This is a genomic window from Limnobacter humi (assembly GCF_024518835.1).
Classification (GTDB): domain Bacteria; phylum Pseudomonadota; class Gammaproteobacteria; order Burkholderiales; family Burkholderiaceae_B; genus Limnobacter; species Limnobacter humi.
Genome location: NZ_JANIGO010000006.1, coordinates 1 through 13,436 on the forward strand (window position 1 = coordinate 1; position 13,436 = coordinate 13,436).

At 55.4% G+C, this 13,436-nt stretch carries 13 protein-coding genes; 9 read left to right on the plus strand and 4 right to left on the minus strand.

Features of this window, described 5'->3' with window-relative positions; genetic code table 11:
* Positions 1-374 (plus strand): hypothetical protein (locus NQT62_RS14320; protein WP_256765425.1); only part of this gene is annotated, 374 nt, incomplete at its 5' end.
* A gap of 8 nt (positions 375-382) precedes the next feature.
* Positions 383-790, plus strand: a complete 408-nt coding sequence (locus NQT62_RS14325; protein WP_256765426.1) for a hypothetical protein — start codon at positions 383-385, stop codon at positions 788-790.
* A 10-nt stretch (positions 791-800) separates the two neighbouring features.
* Here NQT62_RS14325 and NQT62_RS14330 read toward each other — a convergent pair whose 3' ends face one another.
* A complete protein-coding gene (locus NQT62_RS14330) occupies positions 801-1,268 on the minus strand; it encodes a hypothetical protein (RefSeq protein WP_256765427.1) in 468 nt (155 codons plus the stop codon).
* A gap of 120 nt (positions 1,269-1,388) precedes the next feature.
* Between NQT62_RS14330 and NQT62_RS14335 the strand changes: the two genes are divergently transcribed.
* Positions 1,389-1,643 carry a DUF3253 domain-containing protein gene (locus NQT62_RS14335; protein WP_256765428.1) on the plus strand — a complete coding sequence of 85 codons (255 nt, stop codon included), beginning with the start codon at positions 1,389-1,391 and terminating at the stop codon, positions 1,641-1,643.
* A gap of 148 nt (positions 1,644-1,791) precedes the next feature.
* Here the strand turns inward: NQT62_RS14335 and NQT62_RS14340 are convergent, their stop codons facing one another.
* The gene (locus tag NQT62_RS14340; RefSeq protein ID WP_256765429.1) at positions 1,792-4,083 is read right to left on the minus strand and encodes a hypothetical protein; all 2,292 of its coding nucleotides are present in this window, start codon (positions 4,081-4,083) and stop codon (positions 1,792-1,794) included.
* A 156-nt stretch (positions 4,084-4,239) separates the two neighbouring features.
* Here NQT62_RS14340 and NQT62_RS14345 point away from each other — a divergent pair, with 156 nt between their 5' ends.
* From NQT62_RS14345 to NQT62_RS14370, 6 genes are read left to right on the plus strand one after another with little or no spacing between them, the layout of a single operon-like run.
* The gene (locus tag NQT62_RS14345) at positions 4,240-4,848 is read left to right on the plus strand and encodes a 2-hydroxychromene-2-carboxylate isomerase (protein WP_256765430.1); all 609 of its coding nucleotides are present in this window, start codon (positions 4,240-4,242) and stop codon (positions 4,846-4,848) included.
* A complete protein-coding gene (locus tag NQT62_RS14350; protein ID WP_306173701.1) occupies positions 4,848-6,458 on the plus strand; it encodes a carboxyl transferase domain-containing protein in 1,611 nt (536 codons plus the stop codon). Before NQT62_RS14345 ends, NQT62_RS14350 begins: the two co-directional genes overlap by 1 nt.
* A 32-nt stretch (positions 6,459-6,490) precedes the next feature.
* Positions 6,491-7,279, plus strand: coding sequence for an enoyl-CoA hydratase-related protein (locus NQT62_RS14355; RefSeq protein WP_256765431.1), 789 nt, complete (start codon positions 6,491-6,493; stop codon positions 7,277-7,279).
* A 15-nt stretch (positions 7,280-7,294) separates the two neighbouring features.
* A complete protein-coding gene (locus tag NQT62_RS14360; RefSeq protein WP_256765432.1) occupies positions 7,295-7,858 on the plus strand; it encodes a deoxycytidylate deaminase in 564 nt (187 codons plus the stop codon).
* Positions 7,859-7,864: 6 nt separating this feature from the next.
* Positions 7,865-9,895 carry an acetyl/propionyl/methylcrotonyl-CoA carboxylase subunit alpha gene (locus tag NQT62_RS14365; protein WP_256765433.1) on the plus strand — a complete coding sequence of 677 codons (2,031 nt, stop codon included), beginning with the start codon at positions 7,865-7,867 and terminating at the stop codon, positions 9,893-9,895.
* Positions 9,892-10,821, plus strand: a complete 930-nt coding sequence (locus NQT62_RS14370) for a hydroxymethylglutaryl-CoA lyase (protein WP_256765434.1) — start codon at positions 9,892-9,894, stop codon at positions 10,819-10,821. Before NQT62_RS14365 ends, NQT62_RS14370 begins: the two co-directional genes overlap by 4 nt.
* A 22-nt stretch (positions 10,822-10,843) precedes the next feature.
* Here the strand turns inward: NQT62_RS14370 and NQT62_RS14375 are convergent, their stop codons facing one another.
* Positions 10,844-12,736: a sensor histidine kinase gene (locus tag NQT62_RS14375; RefSeq protein WP_256765435.1), complete on the minus strand. Its 1,893-nt coding sequence runs from the start codon at positions 12,734-12,736 to the stop codon at positions 10,844-10,846.
* Complete coding sequence (locus NQT62_RS14380) at positions 12,733-13,434, minus strand: response regulator (protein ID WP_256765436.1); 702 nt, start codon at positions 13,432-13,434, stop codon at positions 12,733-12,735. Before NQT62_RS14380 ends, NQT62_RS14375 begins: the two co-directional genes overlap by 4 nt.
* Positions 13,435-13,436: the final 2 nt, after the last annotated feature.

Here is a 13,436-nt window from a genome sequence, read left to right on the forward strand (position 1 = left end):
TCTCCGCTTGCTTCAGGATTGCCATGATTTGGCTGTCAGAAAATCTTGATTGTTTCATTGCAGAACTCTCTTCCTCTAAGGTTGAAAATTCTACTTCCGATCCCGTTTATTTGCTGGGGGTATTACCCACAGACCATATTCCCGATATAAATTACGTTCGACAACGTTTGGCAGTGACGCCAGAATTTAAACCAGAGGTTGGAAGCGTTCAAAAATTCTTGATTCCGGAGGGCGTTCAACTCCAAAAAGGTGTAGTAGGCCCACAAGTTTTTGAGGGAGTGGCTTTCCCTGGCGGGGGTAGTCAAGTTCAGATTCTAAATTTCACCGATAGGGCGAAGCTAATCCCTGTAGGTGAGCCCCGACCCATTCAGTGAGGTATGTTATGAATAACTTCGAATTGAAAGAGGAATTTTCAGTCTATGCACAATCGCAGGGAAACCATCCGCTGAGCGTATCTGATGCCCTACCACAAAAAGTCACATGGACACATTCAGGTGTCAGTTATTCGTTGCAATCCTCACGTGGTCTGATTGTGAAAGCGATGCTGGGTGTAATTGCGGTTATTGAGGCGCCATTTGATATGCAATTGAATTCAGCATACTTGGTTGATTTGCATAAAAACGTACTATTCAAATTGCCACAATATGAAAAGGGGATTTTATTAATCTATTTCGATATCATCGCCAACCCTGCTGGGATCGAATTTTTAGCGTCAAGTCAGTATGGCGATTTTAGGTTGTTATTCGATGTTACTAAGAATGGCTTGACTTCGATCAGCCCATTTCGTTGAGTCGGGCATTTCAATACACCCACTCGCCCAACGCAGCGCGTGATCGACTTCCCGGCGGGGTGCTGTGCATGCGCAACAACGGCCGGTCAAACTGGTTGAATTTGTCCCGCTTAAAGCCCACAGGGGTTTCCTGGTCAACCGGGAAGTCGCCGCCCAGCGGTGTTTCCAACGTGCTCACGTCAAAGCTGTTCAGGTTTGGGTTCAAACCCAAAAACTGGGTTTGCCCAATGGTCAGCAGGGCTTTGCCAAACGGAAAGGGGCCCTCGGCGCGTTTCAAGTCCCGCAGGGTATCCACGCCGTCCAATCCGTCACCGCGAAGAAAGTCATCGACTGGCCTGGCCACCTCGGGCAGGCCAAGTTGCCCCGCGTTTAAGCTGACTGGTTCTGGAACGGCAGCGTGTGTTTGGATGCCACATACTGTAGTCACCAGCAGTGCTGCACGCACCCAGGTGTTGAACGACAGACAGCGATGGACCATGATGACCTCCGGGTGTTGGTTGCCGTGTGTCATCACGGCGAGTGATACCCTTCCGTTATAACGGCCTGGGCCAACACTGTCCATCGGCCAAATTCTTAATCACAAAGTGGTAGTCGCGGTGTGAACCCAACGCAAACCGATCTTCCCGAGGCCATTTTGAGCGTGCTGGCCCAACGCCGCGCGGGGGGCAGCATTTGCCCGTCTGAAGTGGCCAGGCAGGTGGGCGGGGCCAATTGGCGCAACTGGATGGAACCGGTTCGACAGGCCGCCCGGAAACTGGCGCAGGATGGGCGCTTGCGGGTGACGCAGAAGGACGCCACACTGAGCCCAACGGAACCTTGGCAGGGCGCGATTCGGTTCAGGCTACCTGGTTAGGATCAGTTCAGGCATGTTCACCAATCCAGCACCATTCCCCACGCCATGGTTTGATGGCGAGCTTCCCTTTGGTTTGAAATTTGAGGGGCTGCGCTGATTCACGTGTACGGTCATCCATCCAACGGTCAGGTTTGGTCGTCCGTTCTGGTCAGTGCAACTTTTGGCGTTTGCTACTCTCCGTAGGCGGGCCCGACCATTCCTGGGCCATGGGTTCCGTATCGCTATCGGCCGAATATTGATTTCGCGGAGGCTTTGAGTCGATGGTGAAGCTTGGGGATGATCCTTCCGATGTGTCGATTAAATGTAGTTTGCCAAGAATCGCTTTTCGACTTCGATAGCCATACTGCTCCTGTGAGTCGTTGGCACCACCTGACAACAGCATGCCCATGGGCTGCCGGGCTTCCTTGGTGTTTCGGGTGGCAATCACATACATTTGATTGTGTTTGAGCACACGGTCAATCAATGGCAATTGGGCGTAAGTGGTTGCCTTACTCTTGCGTGCACCTTTATTTCCCAGACTATCATTCGCCACGGCAAGGCGCACATTTGAAAAAAATCCACTGGACTCGATGATGTTGGCGAATACCAGTGCATGTTGACTATTGAACTGAACGACACAGGCGCCATTCGCCTTGATCAAGATGGCGGCAAGGGCTCCGAGTTTAATTCCAAATTCTTCAACAAACCGATGTTCGCTGTTCTCAGTGCAGTTGTCATATCGTTCAAACACGACATTCACTTTGTTAGTCTGAGTGCGCTCGCTTTCCAGTAGGGTGTTGGCGTAAGGCGGGCAGGTTGCAAGCAGATCAAACTGTTTGTCGAATTTATTCGATAAAGCCTTGGTCAAATTATCCGAGATGGACAAGTCATCCAGGTTTATTTGTTGAAAGAGTTCATCTTGATTGACACCGGGAATGCCCTCCTTTTGCAGGTGTTTTTTCAAGTGTGCTTCGATGCCGTTGGATGACATATTTGGATCGCTTGCATGAAGGTACTGTATGTAATTTTTCGACAGCAAACCCACTGCAGCATAGATTCTGTTACCCCAACCAGCGCAGCAGTCAAATACAGCAAACTCCTGCCTGGGGGCGCTTGATGAAGCACCCTGCACATCGGCTTCTAAAGGTCGGTTGACCAGTAGGGTTTGTATCCACTGAGCAACGGGATATTCTCTGGCAAAGCTCATGTTGGATCGCAAATTTTCGTAATACAAGCTCAGAACATGCGACCCATTGGTTGGCAACCCGTCCTTTTTCAGTGATCGTTTGGTGTCAGGGAAAAACATGGCCTGAGCGGTTTTGCTGATGAGGGAAGTAAAGTACATCCGAGCAATTTTTTGTCTTGCTGACTCTGTTTTGTGGTCGGGAAGTTTCAGATCCAAGATATCGCACAGTGATACTGATTTGTCTTCATCCGATTCGTGATTACTTGCTCGGTCGTCCTGCAGCGTGGCCACTGAATAGCGATTTTTGAGGGCATCTTTATTGCCGAGAGTAAAAAGTTTTAACTTGTTTTCCGAAATTTGACCTGAATGTGATTGGATGTCATGAATCGTTTTGACGTTCGAATTAATCGATTTGTCGATTTCGTCCAAAATGCCCACCCAAGCTTTGGTCATCTCTACTTCTGGTGTGATGGAGTCCAATCGGTACTTGATATTTCCCATCAGTTCCATCAGATAAAGACTTGCAATTGCTGCTTGACAAGATTTGACCACATCGACCAAATGTGGGTCGCAAATTCCAGTCTTCAGCATGTCAGTCGCTTGATTTGCTCGATTTAGAAATTCAGACAACTTCTGCTCAATCCAGTTTTTCTTGCGCTTCGCAAAACTAGAGTCGAACAAGAGATCTGGATCTGACTGCGTCTCCCTATTGAACTGAATGCACTCCTTGGCAATGGTGAGCACTTTACCTAGCAATTCATTGTGTATTTTCAGAATTTCATCCGCAACGTTTTTATGTAAAGACCTTCGAATGTTCATCCATCCGTTGTTGACAATGTCAATCCCGACCTTTGCTTTATTCTCGTCTTTATTGTTTAGGCCAAGGTTATGACGTTTGTCATTCGGAACAACAGGTAAGTCACACAGGATTTGTTTTGTTAATGGGGAACACTGCGCAGAGCATAGATACGCGAGTAGTTTGTTATAAGCCGTAACGCTGACTGCATTTGCAAGTTGAGCGCGCAGAGCCGTGGCTGCAAGATGAACAATCGGGGCTGGTGGCTCGGCCGGGTTTAGCATGAGACTGTAAATGGGTGCTGTGCCTGCAAGGCTAACCAATGGCCTGAGCAGTATTGCAGTACCTTGTGTTAATGCAGACCCTGGGCCCGGTTGAACCGGTGTGGCTACATGGTAAATCGGAGCGTTATTAATACGCTGGGTATTGTCTGGGAGTCCGTTGAATGCCAGGTTATGGGGGGGGGTATTTCTGAACATCACAAAACCACAAAATCAAACGAGTCCATTCAGTGGTTACTGGCAAATGATTGGTTCATGGCGAAACAATACTTCTAAGGCGCAAGCTGCCGAGCGAAGTATCACCTAAGTTCGTTAGAATCATGGGATTAACCCGATCTGGAGCCCCGCCACGCCATGGCTACCAAACAAACGATTGATTTTTATTTCGACCTGACCAGCCCCTACAGCTATGTGGCGGCCGAGCAGATTGAAGCCATCGCGCAAGCGGGCAACCGCACGGTGAATTACAAACCCACCTTGTTGGGTTTCGTGTTCAAAAGCACGGGCAACTCGGCCCCCATGATGAACCCGGCCAAGGGCAAATACTCCATCAAAGACTTCCCCCGCACCGCCCGTTTTTATGGGCTTGAGCTGAATTGGCCGAAGCAGTTTCCCATCAATGCCACGGTAGCCTCACGGGCTATTTTGAAATTGAAGGCCACGCAACCGGAGAAGGTGGGTGATTTTGTCCGTGCTTTATACCGCGCCTATTTCGTAACCGGAGGCGACATCACTTCTGAGGAGGGTGTCAAAGCGGTGGCCGACGCCATGGGGCTGGATGGTGCAGCGCTGGCGGCCGCCAACAACGACGAAGCCATCAAGGAACAGATGAAAGCTGCCGTGCAAGAGTCGATTGACATTGGCATGTTTGGTGCCCCGTATTGTGTGGTGGATGGCGAAGCCTTTTGGGGCCAGGACCGCCTGGACCAGCTGCGCAAGTGGGTGGTGGAGGGGCCGTTCTGATGGCGGTGCTCGACCACAACAATGTGCGCAACCGGCCAGGCTTTGCCGACAACGAGGCGGCCATGCGCGGGCTGGTGCAACAGCTGCGCGACCGCTTGGCCGTGGTGGCGCAAGGCGGTGGTGCACAAGCTTGCGAACGCCACACCGCACGCGGCAAATTGCTGCCTCGTGAGCGTGTGGCCGGTTTGCTCGACCCTGGCTCACCCTTCCTGGAGCTGGCACCCTTGGCCGCTTGGGGCATGTATGACAACGCCGCCCCCGGTGCGGGCGCCATTGCGGGCATTGGTCGCGTGAGTGGTGTGGACTGCATGATTGTGTGCAACGACGCCACAGTGAAAGGTGGTACCTATTACCCATTGAGCGTGAAAAAACACCTGCGTGCACAAGAGGTGGCAGCCGAGAACAACCTGCCCTGCATTTACCTGGTGGACTCGGGCGGGGCCAACCTGCCCAATCAAGACGAAGTGTTTCCAGACCGTGATCACTTTGGCCGCATCTTCTTCAACCAGGCCAACATGAGTGCACAGGGCATTGCCCAAATCGCGGTGGTCATGGGCAGTTGTACCGCCGGTGGCGCGTATGTACCCGCCATGAGCGACGAAGCCATCATCGTGAAAAACCAGGCAACGATTTTTTTGGGTGGCCCGCCCTTGGTGCAAGCCGCCACGGGCGAGAAGGTGAGCGCCGAAGAATTGGGCGGTGCGGATGTGCACACGCGCTTGTCGGGCGTGGCTGACCACTTGGCCGAAAATGACCAACATGCACTGGAGATTGCACGCCGAATTGTGGCCAACCTGGGTCGTCCCGAAAAGCGGTTGCCCTGGGCGATCACTGAGCCCCGCGAGCCCTTGTACAGCCCCGAAGAAATTTACGGCATTGTGCCCACCGACACCAAAAAGCCGTTTGATGTGCGCGACATCATCGCCCGCCTGGTGGACGGCAGTGAGTTCGATGAATTCAAGGCGCGCTTTGGCACCACGCTGGTCTGTGGTTTTGCCCGCTTGTACGGCATGCCGGTGGGCATTGTGGCCAACAACGGCATTCTGTTTTCCGAGTCGGCCCAAAAGGGCGCGCATTTTATTGAGCTGTGTTGCCAGCGCAAAATTCCACTCGTGTTTTTGCAGAACATCACCGGCTTTATGGTCGGCAAAAAAGTGGAAAACGAGGGCATTGCACGCCATGGCGCCAAAATGGTGATGGCGGTGGCCTGTGCCAAGGTGCCCAAATTCACGGTGGTGATTGGCGGCTCGTTTGGTGCAGGCAACTACGGCATGTGTGGCCGCGCATATAGCCCCCGCTTTATGTGGATGTGGCCCAATGCACGCATCAGCGTGATGGGTGGTGAACAGGCCGCCGGCGTATTGGCCACGGTGAAGCGCAATCAGATTGAAGGCAAAGGCGGCACGTGGAGTGCTGAGGAAGAGGCTGCTTTCAAGGCACCCACCTTGAAGCAGTTTGATGAGCAAAGCCAGCCGTATTACGCCACAGCCCGCCTGTGGGACGACGGTCTGATTGATCCAGCCGACACCCGCCGTGTATTGGGCATGGCCTTGTCGGCCAGCCTGAATGCCGACATTCCCGAGACGCGCTTTGGCGTGTATCGAATGTAACTCAGGCACATCAATAAAAACGGAGACAACGCATGAGCAACAACACCGCAGTGCTGGAAGAGCGCCGGGGTAAATCGGTTTGGCTGACGCTGAACCGCCCCGAAGTGAAAAACGCCATGAATGGCGAAATGATTGAAGCCTTGGTGGAAGCCTTCCGCCGTTTGGGTGCCGACGACAACACCCGTGCGATTGTGCTGGCCGGTGCGGGCGATGCCTTTTGCTCCGGGGCTGACCTGGCCTACATGATGCAACAGGCCCAGCAACAAGCTGCAAATCAGCAAAGCGGGCTGACCTTGAGTAGTTTGTTTCGCACCATTGCCGAATGCCCCAAGCCCGTGGTGGCCCGGGTGCATGGCCTGTGCTTTGCCGGTGCAACGGGTTTGGTGTCGGCCAGCGATATTCTGGTGGCCAGCCGCAATGTGAAATTTGGTTTGCCCGAGGTGAAGCGTGGTTTGATTCCCGCCACCATCAGCCCGTATGTGGTGCAAGCCATGGGTGTGCAGGCAGCGCGGCGCTATTTCATCACGGGCGAAACCTTCACAGCTGAGCAGGCCCATGCCATGGGCATGGTGCATGAACTGTGCGAGCCAGCTGAACTCGACGCCCGGGTGGACGCCATTTTGGCGGAGCTGGACACCTGTGCCCCACTGGCCATGGCTGAGTGCAAAAAGCTGGTGCGCGATGTCAGCCGAATGGACATCACCAGTGATGACACCCACCACGATGTGGCCATGCGCCTGGTGAAGGTGCGCAGCAGCAGCGAGGCGACCGAGGGTATGATGGCATTCATGCAGAAGCGCAAGCCTGCATGGGCACAATAACCGGATGCCTCAACCATGAAACTCGACCCTGACCGCCCACCCGAAAGCGATGACTATTACATGGGCATTGCCCTGGCCGTGCGCCGCAAGGCCAACTGCACCGGAAACCGGGTGGCGGCGGTGATTGTGAAAAACAACCGGGTGATTGCCACGGGGTACAACGGTGTGCCTGAAGGCATGAAAAACTGCCTGGACGGCGGCTGCCTGCGCTGCAGCAACCCGGGCGGGCGTTTCCAGTCGGGTACTGGATACGACCTCTGTATTTGCGTGCACGCCGAGCAAAATGCCTTGCTGGTGGCAGCACGCTTCGGTATTTCGGTGGAAGGCGCCAACATTTACACCACCATGCAGCCTTGCTTCGGGTGTGCCAAAGAATTGGTGCAAGCCAAGATCACCAAGGTGTATTACCTGCACCCGTGGATACCCACCGATGTGGATCCGCAAATGAGTGAAGCCAAACAAAAAGAATACGACAAGATCATGTCCAAACTGGATGTGGTGCACATCAAGAATTTTGATGACCCGGCAGCCCGCTGGGCGGTCACCACGCTTCGCGCGCAGAACAACTCCAACCCCTGAATTGCCATGTTTCAAAAAATCCTGATCGCCAACCGCGGCGAAATTGCCCGCCGCATCAACCGCACCGCGCAGGCCATGGGCATCGCCACGGTCGCCGTCTATTCCGAGGCGGACGCGCAGGCCCTGCATGTGCGCGAGTGCGACGAGGCCGTGTGCATTGGCCCTGCGCCAGCCAGCGAAAGCTATTTGAACATTGGCAAGATCATGGCCGCTGCCAAAGCAACCGGTGCGCAAGCCATACACCCGGGCTATGGTTTTTTGTCGGAAAATGCAGCATTTGCGCAAGCCTGCGCCGATGCGGGCGTGGTGTTTATTGGCCCTGGCGTTCAAGCCATTCGCACCATGGGTAGCAAAAGCGAAGCCAAGGCCTGCGTGCAGCCTGCCGGTGTGCCGCTGATCCCCGGTTATTTTGGGGCTGACCAAAGCCTGCCCACTTTGCAAGCCGAGGCGGCGCGGATTGGATACCCCCTTATGATCAAGGCGGTGGCGGGCGGTGGTGGCAAAGGCATTCGGGTGGTGAATTCGTCCGATGAATTGCCCGCTGCGCTGGAGAGCTGCCAGCGTGAGGCGAAGAATGCCTTTGGCGATGCCACCGTGATGTTGGAAAAGCAGATCATTCGACCTCGCCATGTGGAGGTTCAAGTGTTTGCCGATTCGCATGGGCATGTGGTGCACTTGTACGAACGCGATTGCTCGGCCCAGCGCCGCCACCAGAAAGTGATTGAAGAAGCACCAGCCCATGGTTTGAGCCAGGCGCTGCGTGAAGCCATTGGTCAAACGGCTGTTCAAGTGGCCAGGGCCGTGAATTATTTGGGTGCGGGCACTGTGGAGTTTTTGCTCGATGCACGCGGCGATTATTACTTCATGGAAATGAATACGCGCTTGCAGGTGGAGCACCCGGTGACGGAAATGATCGCCGGGTTTGATCTGGTGGAATGGCAAATCCGAATTGCGGCAGGCGAGCCCTTGCCTGTGCAGCAAGCCGATATTTCAACGTTTGGCCATGCATTTGAAGCGCGTTTGTATGCCGAGAACCCTGAGCAGGGTTTTCTGCCGGCCATTGGGGAGGTGGTGCTGTGGGAAACACCACCTGCCGCTGAATTCAATCGTAGCCAGGCGGTACGCCTGGATGGCGCAATTGCCTCGGGCTTGTCGGTTACACCCCATTATGACCCCATGATCGGCAAGCTGATTGTGTGGGGCGAAGACCGGGCTCAAGCCTTGAGCCTGTTGGTGAAAACATTGTCGCAATTGCGTTGCGTCGGGCTGAAAAATAACCTGCAGTGGTTAAAGTCGCTGTGTTTGCATCCAGAATTTCAGGCGGGTGGGTATGACACTGGATTGATTGACCGGATGGGTGTGGAGTCTGCCGCAGACTCCTCAGCCCAGCCCATGCCCATTGTGCTGGCGGCCTTGGCTGCGGTGGCCCGGTGGGGGCAGCAAACAGACTGGCAGACGGCTGATCCCCTGGCCCGGCTGGATGGTTTCTCATCGGCCGTGCCGTTGATGCGTCAAGACCACTGGCAAACCCGCCACGATGACCGGTGGGTGGTCAAAAGCCATGTGGCTGCACTGAAGTCCGGGTTGCTGGTTCGAACACAAGTGGCAGGTTCTTCCGTGGTGGCCTTGTCGGTACAGGTGTCGAGCCGTGCCCGACAGGGCGATTTGAATCGCATCCAGGGTGAGGTCCAGTCGGACGCCGGCTTTAAACCGTTTGACCTGATTTGGCATCGGGACCAGTTGCATGTTCACCTGGGTGACTGCCAACACACCCTGCTGTGGTTGAATCCGACCCATATTCGTGCCGACGATGCGCACAGCGGTCATGGTGTGGCTGCACCCATGCCCGGCAAGGTGTTTGCGGTGCATGTAAAGCCCGGCGATGCTGTGAAGAAGGGGCAGGCCTTGGTGGGGCTGGAGGCCATGAAAATGGAGCACACCCTGACAGCACCAAAAGACGCCGTGGTCAAAGCCGTTGTTCACCAGGTGGGTGAGCAGGTTGCAGAAGGCACTGAGCTGGTGGAGTTTGAAGAATGATTCAAACAAATGTGGGGGCTCACGCGGTGAGCCTGGTGGAGGTGGGGCCACGGGATGGTTTGCAGAATGAGCAAGCGCCCATATCCACTGCTGACAAAATTGAACTGTGCAAACGTCTGTTGGCAGCCGGTGTAACGCGCTTGGAGGCAGCCGCGTTTGTGTCGCCCAAGTGGGTTCCACAAATGGCTGATGGCGCGCATGTTCTGGCCGGTTTGAATGGTTTTCGACATTCGGAGGTGTCGTTATCGGCCCTGGTGCCCAACGTGAAGGGCATGGAGGCGGCGATTGAAGCGGGTGTGCAGGAGGTGGTGGTATTTACCGCTGCATCCGAAGCCTTCACCCAAAAGAACATCAATTGCACGATTGCCGACAGCATTGAGCGGTTCAAGCCGGTGATTGAACTGGCCCGTCAGCACCAGGTCCATGTTCGAGGCTCCATTTCGTGCGCACTGGGGTGCCCGTACGAAGGCCCCATTCCGGTGGGCCGTGCGGGGGATGTGGCTCGCCGTCTGGCCGATGTTGGCGTGCAGGAATTTGATGTTGCCGACACGATTGGTGTTGGCACACCCGGACAAACCCGGGCTGTGTTTGAGGCGGTGGCCAAGGCTGTGCCCCTGCACAGCGTGGCGGGGCATTTTCACGACACTTATGGACAGGCCCTGGCCAATATATTGGCGGCCTTGGACGTGGGTGTTCGAACCTTCCACAGTTCAGTGGCTGGCTTGGGTGGTTGTCCGTACGCCAAAGGGGCCACTGGCAATGTGGCCACCGAAGATGTGGTTTACATGTTGCACGGCATGGGTTACGACACGGGCGTTGATTTGAATGCCTTGGTGGACGTTGGGCAATGGTTTAGCACAGCGGTGCTGGCCAGGCCTTACGGCAGCCGTGCCGGGCGAGCCCTGTGGACCCGGCGGCACGGTTGAATGCGCTTGGGCGCATTGGTTTTCAGGCTTGGCGTTGTATTGGGATCAGGATCCGCAGGCCAAAGCCTTGCCCGTCCAGACCCTCGGTGTATTCAAGGACCAGCCCGAGAGACCTTGCGCGCGTGGCCATGTGGGCCATGCCCCTGCCGGCCTGAATGCGGTCTGCTGGCAGGCCGCAGCCGTTGTCGCGAATGCACAGTTCAAGCCGGTCACGACCGTCCAGTGGGCGGATGGACAGTTCAATGGCCTGTGCCTTGGCATGTTTCAAAATATTCCCAAAGGCTTCCTGAACGATCCGCAGCAGATCAAACAGATCCCGTGATCGGTAGCCCTTCAGTGTTGGAATATCCCGAACCCGCCAATGCAACTCGATGCCGCTGAGCCTCAACCGACGTTCATAGCGCCAGCGAAAATTGCCCAGCAGGGCCAGCAGGTCGTCACTTTGGGGGTCTAGCGAATCAATCGCCAGTCGCAGGTCATCCAAACAGTCTTGAAGCACGGTGGTCATTTCATCTCGGCTGAGCGGCCGGCTTTCATTCTCATTCAATGCCGACACCAGGCTTGAGCCCACGCCATCGTGAATGTCCTGCATGATGCGTCGCCGTTCTTCGTCCTTGGTTCGCTGTTGCTCGATTTGGCGAATTTTCATGAACTGGTCCATGAGTTGCCGTTCGCGCAGAGACAGCTGTGAGTTGAGGGATTGGTTGACGTCTTGGAGCTGTCTGAACATCACACTGAAGCGTTTGAGCAAAATCCAGCAGCCACTGCCAAAGAGCGCGATCCCGGTGTATTGCGACAACAGCACCGATTCGATCGGCAGTGCATCCACCATGATGGACAGGTCGCGCACACTGAGCAGCACAAAAAGCATGGAACTGGCACCCAGCAGGGTGGCCTCCATGTCCCGATATAGCCACGCATGGCGCAGCAGCATGAGGTTGAGGATGAAAAACAGGGGCACCACCGGTGCCAGCACAAACAGGGTGAATTGGAGGATGTCCCGTCCGCTCAGTGCAAAGGTGGCCACGGTCACCAGCACCGCATAGCCCCACAGTGTGCCCCGCAGCAAGCGGGATGGATGGCGAATGTAGCGCAACAGGAATTGCCCATACAGGCAGACAAACCACGCATGCAGGGAGTGCACGGCTTCGGCCCATATTGGGTGCGGCAGTGGGGCCCAGGTGGTGAAATAGCCCACATTGCGCAAGGCGAACGTGAGCACGGCCAAACCCAGAAAGAGCAAGCCTTGGTCGCTGGCGGCATACCGTGAAAAAAAGGCCAGCAACAGGCCGGCACCCAAGGCCACCAACGTGGCCAACATGGAGCCTGTCACTTGCCAGCGAAATGCACTGCAATAAAGGGGCTCGATGGCACTGGTGGGCCCCAGCCATACCCGCCCCAGGCCCGAGCGGTAGTTTTTGTAGCCAGCCACTTGAACCACCAGAACATTGTCGGTGGGCTTGAGCAGTGCGGTGGAGAACTGGAACATCAGTGGGAAGTTCCAGTAGCGGGACAACTCCCCGGTGACTTGGCCATAACCACCGATTTTGCTGCCGTTGAGGAACACATGGGCATTCATGACCACTCGTGGCAGAAAGATGGCGTCAGGCACTGGTTTGTCTGCCTGAAGGTCGAAGCGGAACTTGTAAAGGGCCTGGCCTTCGAAGTTGGGTTGGGTGTTGTTCCAGACATCGGGCAATTCGATGGGTGGGTCACTGGGGTTCCAGGCCAGATCGCCGACCTGTGCCACACCGGCATAGTGGATGCTGCCGCGTTGAAGCAAGGTTCCCTGGGTCTGAAGCAGGGCGTTGCCGTCCGCATGCACCGGGGCCTTGAACGCACCCAGCAGGGCCAGCAGTACTGCACTGATGACCCAGCATGCAAACCAGAAGTGAAAGCGATCGGGTTTGCTCACAAGTCCAGCAGGCCCAGCATGGATGCCTCATAGACCGCCTCAGAGCGGCTGTGCACATGCAGTTTTTTATAAATCCGTTTTACATGGGTGGCCACGGTGTGGTTGGAAATGCCCATCTGCCGCGCAATTTCCTGCACTGTAAAGCCTTTGGACACTTGCTGGATGACCATGAGTTCACGGTCGGTGATCAGGTTGTGGCGTGCTGCCTCGCTGCTCTGCGGCGAGGGGCCGGGAACCGGTGCTGCTGGTTTTTGCAGGCGAAACAGCAGTTGCCGTGCAATCAGCGGGCTGATGGGAGAACCGCCGTTGGCCACTTCCAGGATATGGTTTTCCAGCTCTTCCGAGGAGTAATCTTTCAACAGGTAGCCGCTGGCACCAGCTTCCAGGCTGCGGATCACATGGTCTTCATCGCCAAATGCCGTGATCACCAATGTTTCAATGTCTGGTTTGTTTTTGCTAATCCAACGGATGATGTCGATGCCGGAAAAGTCGGGCAAACCCAGGTCGATCAATGCAACCCGGGGGGTTGTCATGAACAGCAGGCTGTAGGCCTCGTTGGCGGTGGATGCGCAGCCCAGCAGTTCCAAGCGCGGTGAGCCGGACAATACGCGGGCCAGGTGGTCTTGCGTGGCGGGATCGTCTTCAATCAAGATGACTGACAAACGTTCCGGGGTGGGCGTTGCGGGGCAGTTGCTCATCA